Genomic DNA, 20,403 nt, shown 5'->3' on the forward strand with positions numbered 1-20,403 from the left:
GGCTAGGCGCAGGTCTATCATCCCCCTCCCGCTTGCGGGAGGGGACAGGGGTGGGCGCGTATCACATCACCGGTTCGGGCAAGGAGGCATCATCCGCCAGATACCAGTTCAGCCACTCATGGAAGTACTGGTTCCCCCGTTCGTTCTTGCCAAACGTCAGGTCGTCATGCGCGCCCGATTCGAGGCCCTTCTGGATCTCAAGGCCGATCACATAGTCTTCCTCATACGTAACATCGCGGAAGAAGTTCATCGCCGCTTCCACCGCCTCGCGGTCCGCCTCATCCTTGACCGGATTGCGACGCAGGTAGTTCAGCACGGTGCGGTTCTCGGCGGGCGTCGGTCCGGGGAACAGCTGCGCGACTTGCGTGATCTCCGGCGCGATGAAGATCGAGACGTTGGGGAAGAAGATGCGCACGAAATCGTAGCCGTAGTTCTCGCGGTTGCCCCATTCCTCGCGGGGCACGTCCCTGAGCTGCTCGGCGATCGAATGCTGCGGGAAGCCGATGCGGATGTTCGGCCCGAAGCCCTCGTAATGCGTGCAGTTCGACGGCGTGCGCGGGAAAATCGTCTCGGGGTGCAGCGACTTGAAGTGGTAGCCCTCCAGATAGCCGTCGAAGGCGATCTTCCAGTTCGCCCCGTGGATCGTGCGATTGCCGAGGTACGTCCAGTTCGCGAAGTCGAGCGCGTCGAAATCCTCGAGGAAGTCCTTGAAATAGTGATCGAGGTCCATCGGCGCGTTGGGCGTCAGGCACACGAAGATCATGCCGCCGCGTTCCTCGCACGGCAGTTCGCGCAGGCCCATCGCGCCCTTGTCCACCTCGCCAAAGGTGCCCGGCTCAGAAATGCCGATCAGCTTGCCGTCGGCGCCATAGGTCCAGGAGTGGTACTTGCAGGTGAAGCGCGAGCAGTTGCCCTTGCCGTCCGGCGCGACCGGGGCGCCGCGATGCGAGCAGACGTTGAGGAAGGCGCGGACCTTGCCCTGCTTGTCGCGGTTGATGAGCACGGGCGAACCGACCGCGTCCATCGCCTTGTAGTCGCCGGGATTCGGCAGTTCGGCGGTGAAGGCCAGCATCAGCGGCACGCGCTTGAAGACCAGCTCCAGCTCGGCCTTGAACTGGTCCTTGTCGGTATAGCTGCCGGTGGGCACGCGCAGCGGCCGCGCCGTCTGGAAGGTCTTCTTGTTCGCCACGTAGTCGAGCATGATCTCGGCCACGTCACCAATGCGCTTTACGCGTTCCACGGTCTTCTCCCGGTAATTTATACGTCGATCCTGCGCGAGCCGCCCGGTCGCCACAAGCTGCGCAAGGTGATAGGCGACAGGGGGGCGCACAGTGCGGCACTCAGGGGATCATGATGGAGAGGAAGAGCCCCCCGTGGGCATGGCTTGAAACCCCACCGCCGCATCTGGCTGCTTACGCCGGAACGGACTTGTGGGACGAACGCACGATCGCCGAGCAGGCGAGCGCGCTGGCCGAGGCCGACCCCGGCTTCGTGTGCCTGATCGAAGGCGACGTGACCGTCACCCGCGCGCAGGCCGTAGCCGATGCCGAGGCGTTGAGCGCCGCGATGCATGCGCGCGGCCTGCGGCCGGGAGACGTCATCGCCTTCCAGGTGCCCAACTGGCGCGAGGCGATGGTGATCAACCTGGCCGCCGCGATGTCGGGCCTCGTCGTCAACCCGATCGTGCCGATCTACCGCGACCATGAAGTCTCGTTGATGCTGGCGGACTGCGGCGCGCGGGCGTTCTTCGTCGCCTCTTCGTTCCGCAAGTTCGACTATGCGGCGATGGCGCGGCGACTCGCAGGCGTGCTGCCGGACCTGGCTCATGTCTTCACCGTGCGCGGCGAAGGTTCGGACGATTACGCAGCGCTGATCGAGGAAGGGCGCGCCCTCTCCTTCGCGCGGCCAAAAGTCGATCCGCTGGGCGTGAAGATGGTGCTCTACACCTCGGGCACCACGGGACGGCCGAAGGGCGTGCTGCACAGCCACGTCTCGATCGCCCGCATCCTGCGCGAGAGCGGGCACTACTGGGGCCTGACCGAAGGCGAGGCGACGCTGATGCCCTCCCCCGTCACGCATGTCTCGGGCTATGCCAACGGGCTGGAGGCGCCGTTCATCTGCGGAATCCGCACGGTGCTGATGGAAAGCTGGAACGCGGAGCAGGCACTCGCCCTGATCGACCAGCATCAGGCGGTCGGCACCGTCGCCGCCACGCCGTTCCTCGTCGAGCTGGCGGCCGCCGCGCGTGCGAGCGGCAATAGCCTGCCCAGCTTCCGCTTCTTCGCCTGCGGCGGCGCGGCGGTTCCGGCGGACTTGATCCCCGCCGCCAATGCCGCGTTCGACCACTGCCGCGCCTTCCGCGTCTTCGGCGCCTCCGAAGTGCCGCTGGTGACGTTCGGCTGGCCCAACGTCGAGGCGCTGGCCGCGACGACCGACGGCGCCATTGTCGATTACGAGGTGCGCATCGTCGATCACGAGGACCGCGACCTGCCCGACGGCTGGGAAGGCGAAATCCTCGCGCGCGGCCCCGGCATGATGCTGGGCTATGCCGACGAGGCGCAGACCCGCGAGGCGATCACCACGGATGGCTTCTTCCGCACCGGCGACCTCGGCGTGCGGAGCGAAGACGGCGCGATCACCATCACCGGCCGCAAGAAGGACCTCATCATCCGGGGCGGCGAGAACATCTCTGCCAAGGAGATCGAGGACGTCCTGCACGCCCACCCCGCCGTGCGCGAGGCGGCCGTCGTCGCCATGCCGCACGAGCGCCTGGGCGAAGGCGTCTGCGCCTACGTCATCGCCGATGGCGAGGCGCCGAGCCCGCAGGCGCTCGCCGCACACATCGCCGACAGCGGGCTGGCGAAGCAGAAAATTCCCGAGAGGTTCGAATTCCGCGAGGATTTCCCGCGCACGGCTTCCGGCAAAGTGCGCAAGGACCTGCTCCGCGCGGATGTGAAGGCGCTGGTGCCCTAATTCCTCCCCGAGCTTGTCTCGGGGAGGTGGCAGCCCGTCAGGGCTGACGGAAGGGGAATTTTCCGGACTCTCCCCCTCCACCACCGCTTCGCGGCGGTCCCCCTCCCCGAGCAAGCTCGAGGAGGAATAGGAACCGGAACTGGCGACGGCATCCTTGGATACCGCCGCCGGCCCTTCCTCCCCAGGAAACTCTCAGCCCGCAGCCATGGCGGCTGCGACGGCCGCGTCGATTTCGCTCTTCATCGGGTTGCGGCGCAGCGTCAAGCCGCCATTTACCTGCAGGTTCTCGCCAGTCATGAAGCACTCGTCGCTGGAGAGCCAGACGACGGCCGCCGCGATGTCGTCGCTGGTGCCGATCCGGCCGAGCGGATAGCCCGCAAGGAAGGCGTCGAACAGGCCCGGCACCTGCTTGGCGTCCGAAGTCATCGGCGTGTCGGTCAACCCCGGCGAGATCGAATTCGCGCGCACGCCTTCCGCCCCGAACTCGTGCGCCACACAGCGGATCACGTGGTCGGCACCCGCCTTGGTGCCCATGTAGGCGGCGTGGTCGTTGAGCATGATCGTCGCCGTCGCGGAGCTGATCTGGATCAGCGAGCCCCCGCGCCCGCCCTTGCTGCGCGCCATCTTGCCCACCATCGCCTGGTAGAAGTGGAAAGGCCCGACATACTGCAGCATCGTCATCGCCATCAGTTCGTCATGCGTGGTTTCGAGGAAGCCCTTCAGGAGCCCCCAGCCGGTGGCATTCACCGCAATGTCGATGCCGCCAAGCTGCTGCGCGGCGCTGTCCGCCAGAGCATCGACGCTGGCCTTTTCGGTCAGGTCGCAGGCGCTCCACTTGCAGTCATGCTGCGCGGCGAAATCGGCCAGCACGTCTTCCTTGCGGCCGGAAACGAGCACGCTGGCGCCCTCGTCCATCAGGCGCCGGGCGATATGCTGGCCCATGTTGTCGGGGCTGCTGGCGCCGAGGACAACGGCGCGCTTTCCTTCGAGGCGCTTCATGACACTCTCCCGTCGAATTGTTGCGGCCCCCGCGCTAGCACGGCGGGGCTGCGGTCATTCCTGACCAAAGAAATAGTGGCCATGCCGCGCCCGAGCGGCGACACCACGGCATCTGACAAGAAACCACGCGCGTGGCAGAGGAGCGCAAAACATGGATCTCGGACTGAAGGGCCTCAAGGCCATCCTCGTGGGCGCGAACGGCGGCATCGGCCGCGTAGTCGCGCATGTGCTGTCGGCCGAAGGCTGCGACATCGCCATCTGCGGCCGCTCGCAGGACAAGGTGGACAACGTGCTGTCGGAGGTCGCCGCTTCAGGCGTGAAGACCTACGGCGAGGCGCTTGACGTCACGCAGGTCGATGCCGTCCCCGCCTTCGTCGACAAGGCGGCTGAGGCGCTCGGCGGCTGCGACATCTTCATCAGCTTCACGTCCACCAACCTCGGCGAAGACACCGACGCCGCGTGGGAAGCCGTGATCCAGGCCGACATCCTGCCGATGCGGCGCGGCATCGCGGCGGCCCGCCCGCACCTTGCCAAGTCGGACAACGCCGCGATCGTGTGCTTCAGCTCGACCGGCGCGGTCGAGGAATTCATGGGCGTCCAGCCCTACAACGCCCTCAAGGCCGCCGTGATGAACTATTCCTCGTCACTGGCGCAGGCGCTGGCGGGCGAAGGCATCCGCGTGAACTGCATCACCCCGGGCCCGGTCATGACCGAGGACGGCCCCTGGCCCAAGATCCAAGCCGCCATGCCGGACTTCTACAACGCCACGCTCGCCAACATGCCCTCGGGCCGGTTCACCACCGGCGAGGAACTCGCCAAGGCGGTGGCTTTCGTCGTCTCGCCCGCATGCAAGGCGATGACCGGCGCCAACATCGTGGTCGACAACGGCTACACCAAGCGCACCCAGTTCTGACGGTTCAACCTCCCTCCAGAGGATCATGCGGCGGGCCAAGGCCCGCCGCTTTTTTTGGGGGACATCGCAGTCCCTGCAACACCCTATCGGCTTGCGTTTCGAAGCCCCAGGTTTTTGGCATAAAGAGCAGAACCATAGCCGGGCGAGAACATCGGCTCGTGCAGGGAAAAGCCATGGGCGCTTGCGATGCGGAGGAACTCTTCGCGGACCCGGGCTTCACGGCTCAGCACGCCGCCCGACCACGATAGCGGGACAGCCGTGCCTTCCGCAAATCCAAGCGCCGCGCGCAGTGCCAGGGCCATGTCCCCCAGTTCGCGCGCCGCTTCGTCGAGGATGGCCCCCGCCGCCTCGTCCCCGGCCATGGCGGCATCGGAGACCAGTCCGGCCAAACCCGCGATCTCGCTACGCCCCATGCCTGGCGGCCCCATGATTCGCCCGCACACGTCGAGGTCGTCCTCGAGCGACAGCACTGTGCGGAGCGTTTCGTGGAGCGGCCCGCGCGGAGTGCGTCCGTCGCTCATGCGGGTGAACAGCGCAAGCCCCTTGATGGCGATCCAGTAGGCCGATCCCTCATCGCTGAAGACTTCGCCCCAGCCACCGGCGCGGGCAGCCTTGCCCTGCCGTTCGCCATAGCCGATCGAGCCGGTCCCGGCGACGATGTTGATGCCGTCCTCGCCGCCCAGCGATCCGGCCCAACCGCAGACCATGTCGTTGCCGACATCGTAGCGATCATGGCCCAGCACCGCGCCGCATGCCGCGTGGATGCGCGGATCGATGTCACGGTCCTCGCCATAGGCAGGCAGGCCGAAGAACGCATGGTCGATGCCCTGCGGCGTGATGCCGATCGCCGCGCAGACTTGCGCGGCGCCGGTTTCGAGCCGCCGCACCACTTCGTCGAAGCCGACCTGGAGATGATAGGTCGTGCCCGTCAGAGCGGTGGCGAGCACCTCTCCGCCGCCGTCGATACAAACGAACTCGGTCTTGGTGCCGCCGCCATCAACGCCGAGGAAGACGCCGCCGCTCATACTGGTTGCGCGTGTATCCGCACGCCCTGGACAACGCGGTTGACGGTGCCGCTGGCGTTCGGGCGATCAGGCGTGAGGCCCAGTTCGATCGAAACGGCAAGGCCGAAAAGCTGCGCGGGAACGATGAACGGGAACAGCAGGTCCGCATCCGCCGCGCCCAGCAGGCCGGGAACCGATACGTCGGCGTGGTCATCCGGGTCGGCCGAGACCACGACCACCGCGCCGCTGTGCCCGTCAGCCTTCAGCTCGGCGATGATGTCAAGGTCGTAAAGCCGGGTCAGCGGATCGTTGGAGACGAAGACCACCGCCAGCGTCTGCGCATCGATGATCGTCTTGGGGCCGTGGCGGAAGCCCAGCGCAGTGTCGAACGCCGTCACTACCGCGCCGTCGCTCAGTTCCATCAGCTTGAGCGCCGCCTCGCGCGCCAGTCCCTTGAACGGGCCGCTGCCGAGGTAGACGACCCGCTTGAAACCGCGCGCGGCGAGCTTCTCCACCACCGGCCTGCTCTGCGCATGAGTGGCGGCCACGGCGGAGGCGATCGCCTCGATGCGGCCGTCCAGCGCCGCGATCCCGCTCAGGATCGAGAGCGCGGCGAACATCATCGCGCTGAAGCTGGACGTCATCGCAAAGCCCCGGTCGTGCGTCGCCTCGGGCAGCACGACGACATGGGTGTTGCCACCACTGCGCCGCGCCAGTTCACCCTCGGCATTGCAGGTGATGACGAGGTGATAGGCCCGATCGACATGCGCGTCGACCAGATCGACGGCGGCCACGCTTTCCGGGCTACTGCCCGAGCGCCCGAACGAGACGAGCAGCGTCGGCACCTCGCGGCGCAGGTAAAGCGCGGGCGAACTGACGATGTCGGTCGTCGCGATCGCCTCCACCGAACGGCCGAGCAGGCCCGAGAGCCACGGAGCCAGACACTCGCCGATGAAGGCCGAGGTGCCTGCTCCTGTCAGCACGATGCGCGCATGAGGGTTGGCCAGGATCGGGCCGGTGAAGGCTTCGATCGCGGCCTTGTTCGCGCTCAGGATCGCTTGTGTCGCGCGCAGCGTTTCGGGCTGCTGCGCGATCTCCCGGCGGGTCCAGGGTTCGGCGTCGTTGCCCGGCGTTCCGGGAACCAGCAGGGCGTCAGGCATCGGGGTGGCAAGCTCCATGATAGGCGTCGAGAGTGGCGGCGATATGCGCCATGACAAGGTCTGCGGGATCGAGCGACGCGGTCCCGGCGCGCACCGCCGCATAGGCAAGCGGCAAGTGCTGGCTGACCAGCGGCAGCGAGGGCACCATGTCGCGCAAGTTGGCGAACAACTGCTCCTGCGCGGCGACGATGCGCGCGTCGGGCCAGTAGTAGCGGATGCGGTCGGAAAGGCTGTACTGCAGCTGCAGGCTCAGCGCCGCCCCTTGCGCATGGTAATACTTGCGCCAGTTACCCGGCTCGGCGCGCATGCGCTCCAGCGCGACTTCGCGAAGCCCCGCACGGCGAGGAGCCGGTACGGTTTCCGCCTCGATCGCATCGAGCGCCCAGAGCGCCTCACGCAGCGCGAATGTCACGCCGGGGCCGACCTTGAGCACCGCGAAATGATCGCGCACCAGCGCGGCAAGCGCCTCGGCGGTCTGATAATCGGTCGAATGCGCTTCGTAGACCAGCCCCGCGACCGGCTCGATCGCGCGGCTCAGTCCGGTGGCGCGCTCGGGACGGTAATCGACGACCTTGTCGTGATCGAACTCGACGCCCGGCTGGACGACGGTGGCGATCACGCGGTCCCATGCAGCGGACAGCCCCGCCTCGGCGAACAGTGCGCGGTGCATCTCGACCGTGGCGATGGCGTCGGCCGGATCAGTGACGGCCAGTTCGTCGAGGTCTTCCGCCGCGCCGCCCGGCACGGGAACCTCGGTGCCGATCACATAGACCGGCGCGTCCGCGGCCATGACCTCGAAGGCATCTTCGGCGGCCCGGCACAGGCGCGCCGCACGTTCGGCGATGGTCCGTTCGGGCAGCGGCACCGGATCGTCGGCGCAGCTCATCGAGCAGTCGAGATGGATCTTGCCGAACCCGGCGCGCACGTAAGCCGCGACCATCACTTCCGCCCGGTCCATCGCCTCGGCCGCAGGCAGCGCGGTCCAGGGATTGGGGCCGAGGTGATCGCCGCCCAGCGCCAGCCGTTCGACCGGGAAGCCGACGCGTTGCGCGATGGCGCGCACGAAGTCGCGGTAATCGGCGGGGGTCATGCCGGTATAGCCGCCGTCCTGGTTCACCTGGTTACAGGTCGCCTCGACGAGGAGGATGTCCTGGCCGGTCGCCAGCGCGTGGCGCAGCGCCGCTTCGATCGCCAGCGGGTGCGCGCAGCATACCGAAGTCACGCCGATGCGTTCGCCCGCCTTGTGCCGCAGCACGATATCTCGAATCGCTTTCACATCGCTTCCTTTCGTCTCGACGGGTAGCGCAACGAAACTTCAAACGCAACTAATCGAAACTAATCGAAACCATCATTCTGCGAGGACGGCTTCCTCGTCCTTGGCGTCCGGTTCGATGGCGAGAAGCAGCGAGGCCAGCAGCGCAAGGCCGATGCCCAGGCTCTTGAGCGGCCCCGGCACCACGCCCAGCACCGCCAGAGACAGCAGCGCCGTGGCGAGCGGGGCACCGGCGTTGGACAGCGGCGCGACGATGATCGCCTTGCCGTAGCGGAAGGCGAACACCAGCGTCAGCGCGCCGATGGCGTTGAGCACCTGGATCACGGCGGCAAGGCCCGGCCCGTCCCAGCCCCAGTTCACTGCTTTCGTGAAGTCCGTCATCGCCCAGGCGACCGGGATCAGCACGAGCGCGGAGAGCGTCATGTAGACGAAGATGCTCTCGCCCGACATGACGTGGTTTGCGGCTTTCATGAAGTAGGCCTGCACGCCCCAGCACAGCATCACGATCATCGCCGGAACCAGCCACGCGGCGGAGGCTCCGCCGCTGCCGCCGGGCGCGAAGTCGAAGGTCGGCAGCGCCAGCAGCGCCAGCACGATCCCCAGCGCACCGAGCCTGCCGGTCCGCTCCCGCATGAACACGAAGGACAGCGCGATCGTGACCACAGGGGAAAGCGAGATGATCGGGAAGATCAGATAGGCCGGACCGCGCGCCACGGCATAGAACAGCACCATCTGCCCACCCGCGCCCAGCAGCCCCACCGCAAGCCCGTAGGCAATCGCGCGCGGCGACCGGTCGAGCGCCCAGCGCGCACCGGCCAGCACCACCAGCGCCGGGGGGATCATCGTCAGCGCCCAGACGCAGTAGACCAGCGTTTCGGGAAACCCGTGCTGCGGCGAAAGCCCCGAGAACGCGCCCCAGACGCCCCAGAGCACCACGGTGACGAGGGCATTCACCAGCCATGCCCGGCTGGAAGGTGCGGTGACGGTGCTCATGCCTTGGCTGCCTTTGCGGGAGTTGCACGCACGAGCAGGAACCGCTCGAACTTCGCCGGAATGCCGTTCTGTTTCGCCGTGGCGCTACCCAGTGGCGCCCCGGTGAAACCGTCCGTCAGGACATAGCGCCCTGCCCCCAACCCGCGCAGACTGACCGGCCCGTCCCAGCTATCGGCGTAGAAGGCATAGTGCAGCACCCCGTCCTTCTCGATCGCGTGCGCCTCGGGCTTGTCGAAACCGATGTCGTAAAGCCCGCCGAGATACCTCCCCTTGGGCAGCATGGTCTCGCGGTAGAGGTCGATCCACTTGCGCCAGACCTTCTCCTTGTCCGCCGTCAGCTTGAAGCCGCCGGGCGGCAGCGGTTCGGAAGGGCTGGGCGTATCCTCTGGCCAGGTGAACTTCGTCGAGGGGATCGCGCCGATGCCGTATGTGGAGGCGAAATCGTCGCGCGTCTCGGTCAGTTCGACATGGTCGCCGGAGTACGGCGCGGAGGGCCCCATCAGCGCCTTGAAGGTCTTGCCCTTGAGCCGCACCTGCCACGAGGAGGTCGGGTCCGACGCGGGCGTGTTGTTCATCGCTGGGATATTGTGGAAGGCGAAGCTGTCGCCGCAGGGGCAGATCTCGACGACCGCTTGCGGATTAATCGCCATGACCTCGTCGTAGATCGCCTTCCAGAAATCCTGCAGCTTTTCATAGGATTCCTCAGGCCGCGCGTGATTGTGCGCCGGGTTGTGGCACGGAGCGACGCCATTGAGATGCTGGCCGTCCAGTTTCAGGCCCTCGAAGCCCCACTCACCGATGATCGTGCGCACGACGCCCCGGAAATAATCGATGGTCGGCTGATAGGCCGGGCAGAGCGTGAAGGCGTTCCACCAGGTCACGTTCTGCGCCGCGCCGTCGCGGTCGAGCAGCAACATGTCGGCATGATCGCGCAGCAGCGGCGTGCCGGGATCGGCCGCCAGCGGTGCCAGCCAGAGGCGCGGGCGCATCCCATCGGCCTTGATGCGGTCGGCGAAGGCCTTCATGTCGGCGTCACCGCGCGGGAAGCGGCTGCGATCGACCCGCCAGTCGCCATCCGCGATCTGCCAGCCGTCGTCGATCACCGCCCATTCGAAGCCGAGTTCCTTCGCCTTGGGCAGCGCGCCGTAGATCTGGTCGGCCGTGAACTTGCGCTCGTAACCCCAGGCGCACCAGATCGCGCCGTAGCTCGAATCCGGGATCGCGGGCGCCTTGAGCCCCTGTTCGGCCATGAGCTGGCGATAGGCGTCGAGCGGGCGGAAATGGTCGCCCTCATGCGCCATCACGAAGGCGCGTGGCAGTGCCAGCGTGGCGCCCGGCGCAAGCAGTTGATTTGCCTCGCCGGTCATGCCGATCCGCGTGCCGCCGGGCTGCGCCGAGACGGGCAGCGCCACGAGACGCGGCACCGTCTCCAGATGCCCGACCGCCAATCCGACATCGCGGCGCCAGACCACCGCGACGGGCGTGCCGCCTCCGTAATCCGAGCCGTTCATGCCCATGAAGTTGCGCTGCTCGAAGCCGGGACCGACCTTCTGCACCCAGTCGCGCCGGTCGGCATAGGACGCCCCAGCGAAGCTCCAGGCGCCATCGGGATGGCCGTGCAGATCGTGCATGGCGATCCGCCAGCCGGTGACCGCCAACGGCTTGTCGCCGGTATTGCGATAGCGCACGTTGTACAGCGCGAGGCCGGGGAAGCGATCGAGGAACGTGACCGCGATTTCCTGTTCCAGCGCGCCGCCAGCCGTGCCGCGCAGGACATGACGGCGGCCACCGGCGACCTTGGATTCGGCGTGATCGAGCAGCACGAAGCGGTCGAACGCCGCGCCTTCCAGCGGGAACAGCGCCTCGGCCGCGGCCCATGGCGCGATTTCCTGCCCGCGATGAAGCAGGCGCGAACGCATCGCGGCGTCGAACTCGATGGTCAGGGTGCCGTCGGTGACGCGTGTGGTCGCCGCAGTCGCGGCCCAGACCTTGCCGGAGAGCAGAGGCCCGCTCGCGGCCGCGATCGTGGCGCCGGTCATCAGCCGGGCCAGTGCCGCGCGACGGGTTACGGGGCTGAATGACATGTCTGCACTCTCCTGATGGACTTGCGCATCGAACGTTCCACGCTCGGCGACCTCACGAGAAAAGACTTGCACCACCGCAATCCGCCATGCAATCCAAAAACACAGTTTTTTGATGCGTTTTCTTTCGTTTTCGTTTGAAGGAGGCTGATCCGTGCGGAATCTGGTCAAAATGGCACTGTTTTCGAGTGCCGCACTGACGGCCTCGGTTGCCGTCGCCGCGCCTGCCGAGCAACATTATACCGAGGCGGACTTCGCGCATGTCGCCAAGTTCGATGCGCATGTTCATGCCAATGTCGATGACCCGCGTTTCATCGCAGTGGCGCGGCAGGATCGGTTCGAGATTTTGTCGATCAATGTCGATTATCCGGATTTTCCGCCGCTGCCGGAGCAAGCCGCGATCGCGGGGTCGATGCGCAAGGCGGACGCCAGGGTCTTTCATTTTGCCACGACGTTTCCGATGGACGGATTCGGGACGCCGGGTTGGACCGAGCGGACGGATGCGATGATCGATGCGGCGGTCGCCAAGGGGGCGGTTGCGGTGAAAGTCTGGAAGAACATAGGGATGGTGGCCAAGGACCCGGAGGGGAAGCGGGTTTTTCTGGATGATCCGCGCTTCGATGGGGTCATGGCGCATCTCGAAAAGCGCGGGATTCCGTTGATCGCGCATCAGGCGGAGCCGAAGAACTGCTGGTTGCCGCTAGAGCAGATGACGACCGAGAACGATCGCTCGTATTTCCGCGAACATCCTGAATATTATATGTTTCTGCACCCCGAGGAGCCGAGTTACGAGGCGCTGATGGCGGCGCGGGACCGGTTCGTGGCGCGGCATCCCAAACTGGCGTTCGACGGGGCGCACATGGCAAGTCTGGAGTGGAGCGTCGATGAACTGGCGAAGTTCTTCGATGCCCACCCCAAGGCGGTGGTCGATCTGGCGGCGCGGTTGTCGAACCTGCAGGTGCAGTCCAATGCCGATGTGGCCAAGGTCCGGGCATTTTTCGTGAAATATCAGGATCGTATCCTGTACGGCACCGACCTGACCGACAGCCCGCCGGACCCGGCGGCGCGGGCGCAGAATCCGCCAGCTACCGATGATTTTCCGGGGGAGGCCGATGCCGTGTGGCGGGCGGACTGGCGCTATCTGGCGACGCCGCTCAGCCAGCGGGTGGAGGCTATCCAGGCCGATGCGGTCGGGCTCAACCTGCCGAAGTCGGTGATCGACAAGATCTATTGGAAGAACGCCAGAAAGTTCTTCAATATCAAAGGGTAATATCGGAAAATCGAGTGCCGGGCCAACCGGCACTCAACGGCACCTAACAGTACCCTAAAGCCACCCCACGCGCCTTATGCGCGGTGCAGGCGGAACCCCAGACGGTCCGCAGCAGACTGCACCGCGTCACTGTCGGCCGCGTCGGTGACGAGGTCGTCGATCTCCTCGACGTTGAGGATGCGGTGGAGGCAGACCTTGCCGAATTTCGAGCGGTCGGTCACCGCGATCACCTGCCGCGCGGCTTTCGCCATCTTTCGGTTCAGCATCGCTTCGGGTTCGTAATGCGTGGTGATGCCGCGCTCGAAATCGAAACCATCGACGCCGAGGAACAGCTTGTCGACATGCAGGTCGCTGAGTGCGCTTTCGGTCTGGGCGCCGTAGAACGCGCGGTTGCGGCGGCGCAGGGCGCCGCCCAGCATGACCACGCGGATGCGCTCCTTGCGGGCCAGCGCACAGAGGATGTCGAGATCGTTGGTGAGGACGGTGATCTCCTCGTCATCGGGCAGGTGATGAGCGATCTGCAGCGTCGTCGTGCCCGAATCGAGCACCACCGAATCGCCGGGTTGCACCATCGCGGCCGCCAGCGCACCGATCCGCGCCTTGGCGTCGGGATTGGCGGCACGCTTGGTTTCCAACGGCGGTTCGGCGACGACGTTGACCGCATCGGCCGAGATCGCGCCGCCGTAGCTGCGCTCCGCCACACCCTTCTTCGCAAGGAAATGAAGGTCCTTGCGGATCGTCTGCATCGACACGCCGTAACGCTCGGAAAGGTCGGTGACCTGCACGCTGCCGCGCTCGCGCACGAGGGTACTGATTTCCTGCCGCCTGCGGCTCGTGTCCCGGGTAACCACCATTTCATCACTCCTGCGAGCGTTTGCATTAACAGCGCCGAAGCGCCGCGACAAACATTAAGCGATGTTTCGTTACGTTTCTGTTTGACAGCTTCCGAATATCCAAGTTACCAAAACGAAATATAGCACGCCATACGGACGGGAATCATCGATGCCCCGATCCGGCCAAGGCGGGATCACATAGGGGTACGGAAACATGACGGGACGTAACACCTGGCGCTTGTCGGCGCTTGCCGGAGCCAGCACCATGGCGCTGCTCTCCGCCTCTCTCGCCCATGCGCAGGATGCCGCGACCGCTACCCCCGCTCCGGAAGCAGTTCCCTCCGCGCAGGACGATGCCGCAACCGCCGAGGCGATCGTCGTGCGCGGCGTGCGCGGCAGCCTCCTGCGCTCGATCCAGGCCAAGCGCAGCGCCGACACCATCGTCGATGCCATCTCGGCAGAGGAACTGGGCAAGTTCCCCAACCGCAACGTCGCCGAAGCGCTCGCCAACATCCCCGGCGTCACCGTGGGCCGCGACGGGCGCGGCGAAGGCCGCTCGATCACCATTCGCGGCCTCGGCGAGAATTTCGCGATCACCACCCTCAACGGTCGAATCCTCCCGACCGACGGGCCGGACCGCTCTTTTGCCTTCGACGTCCTCCCCTCCGAGATCATCTCGGGCGCCGAAGTGCAGAAGGCGGTCCGCGCCTCCGAGCTTGAAGGCAGCATCGGCGGCAACGTCGACTTGCGCACCGCACGCCCGCTCGACCGCCCCGGCCTCCATGCATCGGGCGCGGTCGAGGGACAGTACAACGATCTGGCGGATAAGGGCGGCTACAAGGTCAGCGGCGTCGTCAGCACCACTTTCGCCGACGACACGATGGGGCTGATGTTCGGCGTCAGCTACAACAAGTACAAGTTCCGCACCGACAACCTCGGCGAATACTCGCTGGCCGATGGCACCGAGGCGGCTTACGGCGTGGACTTCAACCGTGATGGCGCCATCAACCCCGACGCAAACGGCCCGGCCTATATCTGGCCCGATTACTACAGCATGGGCACCGTGCAGGGCCAGCGCGAGCGCATCGGTTCGGCGGCATCGTTCCAGTGGAAGCCCTCCAACCAGTTCGAACTGACGATCGACGGCATCTACAGCCGTTTCGACGTGAAGCAGCACAACTACCGCTCGTCCAACTACCTCAACCCGCTGGGTGACGACGGTTCGCCGCGCTGGGACCCCAGCTCGATCAGCGTGGATGCCAACAACGTCGTCACCGGCTTCAGCATCGACAACTACACCGCCGAAGTGCTCACCACCGACGAGCCGCGCAAGAGCCAGACCTGGCAGATCGGCGGCCACATCGACTGGAAGCCGACCGACCGTCTGAAGTTCGGCTTCGACGGCTACATGGGCAAGGCGCGCGACAACACTGGCGGCCAGAACCGCTTCGTGGTGGCGGGCATCACCGGCGCCTCCGCCACATTCGCGACGCGCAACGGCGGGCTGCCAGACCTCGACGTGACCATCCCCGGCGGGCGCAGCCTGTCGGAAGCGACCAACGACGATTTCCGCGCCCACTACATCGGCATCCAGGGCCAGAACATCTCCGACCGCACGCAGGGCCTGAAGGGCGACGGCACGTATGATGTCGACAGCGGGATCTTCAAGTCGATCCAGTTCGGCGCCTCGTTCACCAACCGCAAGAAGACGGTCGCCACGATCGACAACCAGTACACCACATCGTGCAACTTCTGCGGCTACCCGTTCACGTTCGGGCAGCTGGGCGCGGACGTAGTGAAGCCCGGCAGCGGTTCGATCCTGGGCAAGCTGGACGGCGATTTCCCGCGCAACTTCCCGCGCTTCGATATCGACACCTACCTCGCGGCGCTGTCGCGGGTGGAGAACAACCCGGCGATCCTGAACCCCAATTCGTGCCTCGACGATACCGGCGCTTCGATCCCGGGGTGCCAGCTTTCGCCGTATCCTGCGGGCTATTCCAATCAGGTGATCGAGGCCGATCTGCCCGCTTCGTACCGCATCAAGGAGCGCACCTGGGCCGGCTATCTGATGGCCAATCTGGAGGGCGACAAGTGGCGCGCGGATATCGGCGCGCGGCTGGTGGCGACCAAGGTTTCCTCGGTGGGCTACGGCGCCAGCATCGCCAGCATCATCCCGCGTGCAGGCACGCAGGACAATGCCGTCACCTTCAACCCGGTCGAGCCGATCAACGGTGGCGGCGACTACGTGCGGCTGCTGCCGGCGGCGAACTTCTCCTACGATCTGGCGGACGGGCTGCGGCTGCGTCTGGCCGCTTCCGAGGCGATCTCGCGGCCCAGCTTCGGGGAACTCTCGCCCGCCAAGGACGCGACTTCAGCGCAGTCGGGCACGTACATCATCTATGACGCGGGCAATCCGAACCTCAAGCCGACCGAGGCCAAGCAGCTTGACGTGAGCCTCGAATTCTACCCCACCAACCGCCTCGCGCTGACGGCGGCGGCGTTCTACAAGCACATCACCAACTTCGTCTCGACGGTGCCGGTGGACGTGCAGATCACCCCGACCAACCAGCCCGCCAACCAGCAGCAGAGCTATTCCTTCGTCGAATATCAGGTGATGAACGGCGACAGCGCCAACGTCTATGGGCTGGAAGTGGGCGGGCAGTACTTCCTCGACAACGGTTTCGGCATTCAGGCTAACCTGACCTACAACAAGTCGCGCGCGAAGACCGGCGGGATCACCACCGACCTGCCGGGCGCGATCCCGTTCTCGGCCAATGCCAAGCTGTTCTACGAGAACCATGGCATCGGCGCGCAAGTCTCGTACAGCTATACCTCGCGCTATACCTATGCGCAGGCGGGCAGCCTTTCGTACCTGCCGGTGAAGGAAGACCCCTACCACGAGGTTTCGGCGAGCCTGTCGTACGACGTGACCGACAACTTCTCGGTCTACGTGCAGGGATCGAACCTGCTGGGCTCGGCGATCAAGCGGTTCAACGAGTATCGCAACCTTCCGAATTTCTATGAGTATTCGGGCCGCTCGTTCTTCTTCGGGGTGCGCGGGCGCCTTTGATATGACGCCTTGCCGGAGCGGTCATCGACGGCTCCGGCAAGATCGGGCTCAAGGTGCCGGGTGTCCCTGCATCGAAGGATGCCGCAAACCGCTCGTACCTTGCCTCATCGAACGACCAGCGGGGCGATGCCTGTTCCCAGATCAGACGGCGTCATGGATCGGCAAAACAAGCCGGACGCCTAGAACTTCAGCACGCATCGGGCAGGCGCCCCGCATCGGTCGGCGCGTTGCTGTAGCTCGCCAGAACCGCGGTTCGATCCAGCGATGTCCATCAGGCCGCGCCGCCTTGCCGGGCATCGCGCAGGACGCGTGATAGCTCTTCCACCGAATAAGGCTTCTGCAGCAGCGCGAACCCATGCCGTGCGTCGCCGGCCAGGACGTGGCTGTAGCCGCTCGTCAGGACGACCTTCAGGGCCGGCCAGCGGGAGCGGACATTCCTGCCAAGCTCGACCCCGTCCATCCCGGGCATGACAACGTCCGAGAAGACGATGTCGATCTCGCCATGGTCGCGCTCGAGTATCGCGATGGCATCACGGGCATTGGCGGCCCGGCGGGTGCTGAAGCCGAGATCGCCAAGAAGCTGCGAAGCGAATTCTCCGACCTGGTCGTTGTCTTCCACGACGAGGATGCTGGCTTCGCTCGCGGCGACTTCGTCGGGTGCCGAAACGGCCTGAACTGCATTCGGCGCGGCGGCGCGAGGCAGGTAGAGGCTGAACATCGTACCTTTGCCAAGAAGGCTGTCGACGTCGATCTCTCCGCCGGACTGCTTGGTGAAGCCATAGACCTGGCTGAGACCAAGGCCGGTGCCCTTGCCGACTTCCTTGGTGGTGAAGAACGGTTCGAAGATATGATCGAGCTGTTCGGGCGGCATGCCCGATCCGCTGTCCGATACCGATACCTTGACGAAATCGCCCTTTGCAGCGGCATGCCCGCGCCGTGGCGGCACCGAGCCTGCGGCTTCGATCGCGATGGTGATACGCCCTTCGCCGTTCATCGCATCACGGGCATTGACCGCCATGTTGACGAGCGCGGTTTCGAACTGGCTGGCATCGACCTCCACGAAACAGGAGGCACAGATCGGATCGACGACGAGATCCACCCGCGATCCCACCACGGTGCGCAGCATGTCCGCTACGCTGCCCACCTTCGAGGCCGCGTTGAAGACTTCGGGCTTCAGCGCCTGCCGCCTGGCAAACGCCAGAAGCTGGCTGGTCAGCTTCGCGGCGCGATCCGCCGTTTCCGCTATCGCGTCGATATACTTCTTCTGCTTGTCGCGCGGGAGTTCGCGGCGGGCGAGAAGTTCGGCGGATGAACGGATGATGGTCAGCAGATTGTTGAAATCGTGGGCCACGCCGCCCGTCAGTTGCCCAATGGCCTCCATCTTCTGCAACTGGCGGACCTGATCCTCCGATGCCATCAGTTCGCGGGACCGTTCCTCGACCCGAATTTCCAGCGTCTCGTTGAGATGGCGCAGGGCTTCCTCGGCGAGCGTGCGCTCCAGAATGTCGGCGGCCTGGCGCGCCACGATGTCGAGCATGCGCAGATCGCGTTCCGAAGGCTCGTGCGGCGCATTCCAGTGGGTGGAGATCATCCCCAGCAGTTTGCCGCTGCGCGAAAGCAGAGGAGTGGTCTGCGCCGACCTGATGCCGGCAGCGCGAAATGCCTGGAGATCGGGCGTTCCGCTAATTTCCTCCCATTCCTCGAAGTCGGGCACGATGGCGCGCTGGCCGAATTTGAGCGCCAGGGTGCAACTGCTGTACGCCGCCGGGTTCACCCACTGCCAGAACCCGACTGCCTCGGGAGGCAGGCCGCGTTGTGCCAAGAGCTGCAGTTCGCCGCCATGACCCGATGGATCGTCGGCCGGGCACAACAACTGCATCGTTCCGAACTGCGAGCCCGTGATCGTGACGGCGGCATCGACGATCTTGCCATAAAGCTCGAAACGATCCTGCTCGTTGATGAGCGCCACGCTGATCCGATGGAGCAGGTCGATGTCGGAGAGCCCGTCGTCCGCATCCTGCGTGGGCGAGCCGATCGGCGACACCCGAGGCCCATGATGCGCGTTAGTCATTGTCCAAGTTCCCCGCGTGCGCGAGACCAATGGACGCGTCGCAGCGGGTGAACTACCAGGCAGCGGAAAAGTTCCGGGGGTCCGGCTTACGAAATGGACATCGCGACGCGCACGGTAAAGTGCCTGACATGCAAGTGGGGCGCGGGCGGATACGTATCGCGAATCTACTACCTCACCGATGGCAGTTACCTGATTTCCGGACCGGCATCGCTCGAAACCGCCGAGGCCACGGCTCGGCGCCAAGCCGGAGCGCCATGGTACGACCTACCTGTACTGGATGCCGGCGGACGCCTCACTTCCGCCGCAGCCCCTGTCAGCGCATGCCGTGGGCGAAGTAGCGCTGGATTACGATCGCTCGAAGCCGGGCAGCGATCGCATTGCCTGGGGTGAAATGGAACCCAAGCACCGTATGCTCATGGGGCAGGTCATAAATGACGGCAAACGGGCCTATCTGACGGACCGCACGCTGCTGCTGGCGGCCCCGGAATCCGATCCTGCGTCGAAGGTGACGTTCATCGAAACCTATGACTTCATCGACGAGGGCAAGTCGATCCTGTTCTTCACCGTGGAAAAAGGGCGTCCGTTCAACGGCATTTACAAGCTGGACATCGCGACCGGCAAGACCAGCCCGATGCCGACGGACGCCCAGCACAACGAAACCCATTCCTTTCCGAATGTCCTGTGTGGATGGCTCCCGCGTTGCAAGTGGCGATTTGACGATCTGGCGTATTGGTCGGGTGCAGTCTTGTGTCCGGCCTGTTGGTGCAGCCGTTTCGTGACTGCTGGCCCTGATGGTATCCGCGAGCTAGGTCCCACTCTGCTATGCAGGCTATGATGCCTTGGACTTTCGGCGGGGTGTCCCGGCTCCCGGTCGACCGGTAACGCCATCACTTCTCTTCGCTCTCACAACCTCCTGAAGCCGCTCGGTGTCGAGCTGCTAATCCGTCATGCTGCCACGCCGATCGGCGCACGGTACGTGCCGCCACGCGCCATGATCGCCCAGGCGACCCTCGCCGTGCGATTGGCAGCGGCAACGGTTACGACCCGCGCGGGTTTGCGCGCCAGCATGGCAGCGATGCGCGGATCGACCGAGTCCGGTTTGGCCCGGGCGCGGCGCACCAGTGAGGTCATGCCGATAACCAGCAGGCGCCGCAGGTATCGATCGCCCATGCGCGAGATCCGACCCATCCGTTCCTTGCCGCCACTCGAGTTCTGAAGCGGTGTCAGGCCAAGCGAGGCGGCAAACTGCCGACCCGAGCGAAACCGCCCTGGGTCGGTTACCGACGCGGCAAGCGCAGTCGCGGAGATCAAGCCGACACCCGGGATCGTACCGAGGCGCTGCGACAGTTCGTTGGACCGGTGCCAAGTGAGCAACTCCTTTTCCAACGCCGCAAGCCGAACCTGCACGTCGCCGATCTGTCCGGCCAAGCCAGTGATCACGCGCACGGCGAGATCAGGAACCTCGGGCGCATCGCCCTTGGCGATCCGCGCGGCCAGTTCGATCGCGTGATGCAGCCCACGTACGATCTCGATGCCAAACTCTGCGAGCAGGCCACGGATCATGTTCACGAGCTGAGTACGCTGCTTGACCAACAGGTCGCGCGTCCGGTGCAGCGCCAGCGCCGCCTGCTGTTCCGGCGACTTCGCGGGCACGAACCGCATCGTTGGGCGCGTCACTGCCTCGCAGATCGCCTCTGCGTCATTCGCGTCCGTCTTGCCGCGCTTCACATACGGCTTAACGTACGCAGGCGGCATCAATCGAA

At 65.4% G+C, this 20,403-nt stretch carries 15 protein-coding genes; 5 read left to right on the forward strand and 10 right to left on the reverse strand.

The features are described from left to right. Positions 1–61: 61 nt before the first annotated feature. Positions 62–1,240 carry an aromatic ring-hydroxylating dioxygenase subunit alpha gene (locus HWN72_RS24870; RefSeq protein ID WP_036528548.1) on the reverse strand — a complete coding sequence of 393 codons (1,179 nt, stop codon included), beginning with the start codon at positions 1,238–1,240 and terminating at the stop codon, positions 62–64. Positions 1,241–1,350: 110 nt separating this feature from the next. On the opposite strand from HWN72_RS24870, the gene HWN72_RS24875 reads away from it, so the two are divergent. Continuing rightward, complete coding sequence (locus tag HWN72_RS24875) at positions 1,351–2,973, forward strand: AMP-binding protein (RefSeq protein WP_211151638.1); 1,623 nt, start codon at positions 1,351–1,353, stop codon at positions 2,971–2,973. Positions 2,974–3,165: 192 nt separating this feature from the next. On the opposite strand, the gene HWN72_RS24880 is transcribed toward HWN72_RS24875, so the two are convergent. Next, entirely contained in the window at positions 3,166–3,972 is an 807-nt protein-coding gene (locus HWN72_RS24880) for an SDR family NAD(P)-dependent oxidoreductase (protein WP_036528550.1), read from the reverse strand. A gap of 151 nt (positions 3,973–4,123) precedes the next feature. Between HWN72_RS24880 and HWN72_RS24885 the strand changes: the two genes are divergently transcribed. Continuing rightward, a complete protein-coding gene (locus HWN72_RS24885) occupies positions 4,124–4,885 on the forward strand; it encodes an SDR family NAD(P)-dependent oxidoreductase (RefSeq protein WP_036528551.1) in 762 nt (253 codons plus the stop codon). 83 nt (positions 4,886–4,968) lie between these two features. Here HWN72_RS24885 and HWN72_RS24890 read toward each other — a convergent pair whose 3' ends face one another. From HWN72_RS24890 to HWN72_RS24910, 5 genes are all read right to left on the reverse strand, one after another. After that, entirely contained in the window at positions 4,969–5,910 is a 942-nt protein-coding gene (locus HWN72_RS24890; protein WP_036528552.1) for an N-acetylglucosamine kinase, read from the reverse strand. Then, positions 5,907–7,049, reverse strand: a complete 1,143-nt coding sequence (locus tag HWN72_RS24895) for an SIS domain-containing protein (protein WP_036528592.1) — start codon at positions 7,047–7,049, stop codon at positions 5,907–5,909. Before HWN72_RS24895 ends, HWN72_RS24890 begins: the two co-directional genes overlap by 4 nt. Further along, complete coding sequence (locus tag HWN72_RS24900; protein ID WP_036528554.1) at positions 7,042–8,325, reverse strand: D-tagatose-bisphosphate aldolase, class II, non-catalytic subunit; 1,284 nt, start codon at positions 8,323–8,325, stop codon at positions 7,042–7,044. Before HWN72_RS24900 ends, HWN72_RS24895 begins: the two co-directional genes overlap by 8 nt. A gap of 72 nt (positions 8,326–8,397) precedes the next feature. Then, positions 8,398–9,315 (reverse strand): DMT family transporter, encoded by a 918-nt coding sequence (locus HWN72_RS24905; protein ID WP_036528556.1) that lies wholly within the window; start codon positions 9,313–9,315, stop codon positions 8,398–8,400. Continuing rightward, complete coding sequence (locus tag HWN72_RS24910) at positions 9,312–11,399, reverse strand: glycoside hydrolase family 36 protein (protein ID WP_036528557.1); 2,088 nt, start codon at positions 11,397–11,399, stop codon at positions 9,312–9,314. The genes HWN72_RS24905 and HWN72_RS24910 overlap by 4 nt, the downstream gene beginning before the upstream one ends. A 169-nt stretch (positions 11,400–11,568) precedes the next feature. Between HWN72_RS24910 and HWN72_RS24915 the strand changes: the two genes are divergently transcribed. After that, a complete protein-coding gene (locus HWN72_RS24915; RefSeq protein WP_036528559.1) occupies positions 11,569–12,666 on the forward strand; it encodes an amidohydrolase family protein in 1,098 nt (365 codons plus the stop codon). A gap of 74 nt (positions 12,667–12,740) precedes the next feature. Here the strand turns inward: HWN72_RS24915 and agaR are convergent, their stop codons facing one another. Then, positions 12,741–13,520, reverse strand: coding sequence for a transcriptional repressor AgaR (agaR, locus tag HWN72_RS24920; RefSeq protein ID WP_008830103.1), 780 nt, complete (start codon positions 13,518–13,520; stop codon positions 12,741–12,743). Positions 13,521–13,713: 193 nt separating this feature from the next. On the opposite strand from agaR, the gene HWN72_RS24925 reads away from it, so the two are divergent. Further along, positions 13,714–16,569 (forward strand): TonB-dependent receptor, encoded by a 2,856-nt coding sequence (locus HWN72_RS24925; RefSeq protein ID WP_211151639.1) that lies wholly within the window; start codon positions 13,714–13,716, stop codon positions 16,567–16,569. A 271-nt stretch (positions 16,570–16,840) separates the two neighbouring features. On the opposite strand, the gene HWN72_RS24930 is transcribed toward HWN72_RS24925, so the two are convergent. Further along, complete coding sequence (locus HWN72_RS24930; RefSeq protein ID WP_036528566.1) at positions 16,841–18,640, reverse strand: ATP-binding protein; 1,800 nt, start codon at positions 18,638–18,640, stop codon at positions 16,841–16,843. A 325-nt stretch (positions 18,641–18,965) separates the two neighbouring features. On the opposite strand from HWN72_RS24930, the gene HWN72_RS24935 reads away from it, so the two are divergent. Next, positions 18,966–19,475 carry a hypothetical protein gene (locus tag HWN72_RS24935; protein WP_155986409.1) on the forward strand — a complete coding sequence of 170 codons (510 nt, stop codon included), beginning with the start codon at positions 18,966–18,968 and terminating at the stop codon, positions 19,473–19,475. 110 nt (positions 19,476–19,585) lie between these two features. Here HWN72_RS24935 and HWN72_RS24940 read toward each other — a convergent pair. Further along, the coding region (locus HWN72_RS24940) for an IS110 family transposase (protein WP_211151640.1) at positions 19,586–20,403 on the reverse strand (818 nt) is incomplete at its 5' end.

Source organism: Novosphingobium sp. HR1a (assembly GCF_015594425.1).
Lineage (GTDB): Bacteria > Pseudomonadota > Alphaproteobacteria > Sphingomonadales > Sphingomonadaceae > Novosphingobium > Novosphingobium resinovorum_A.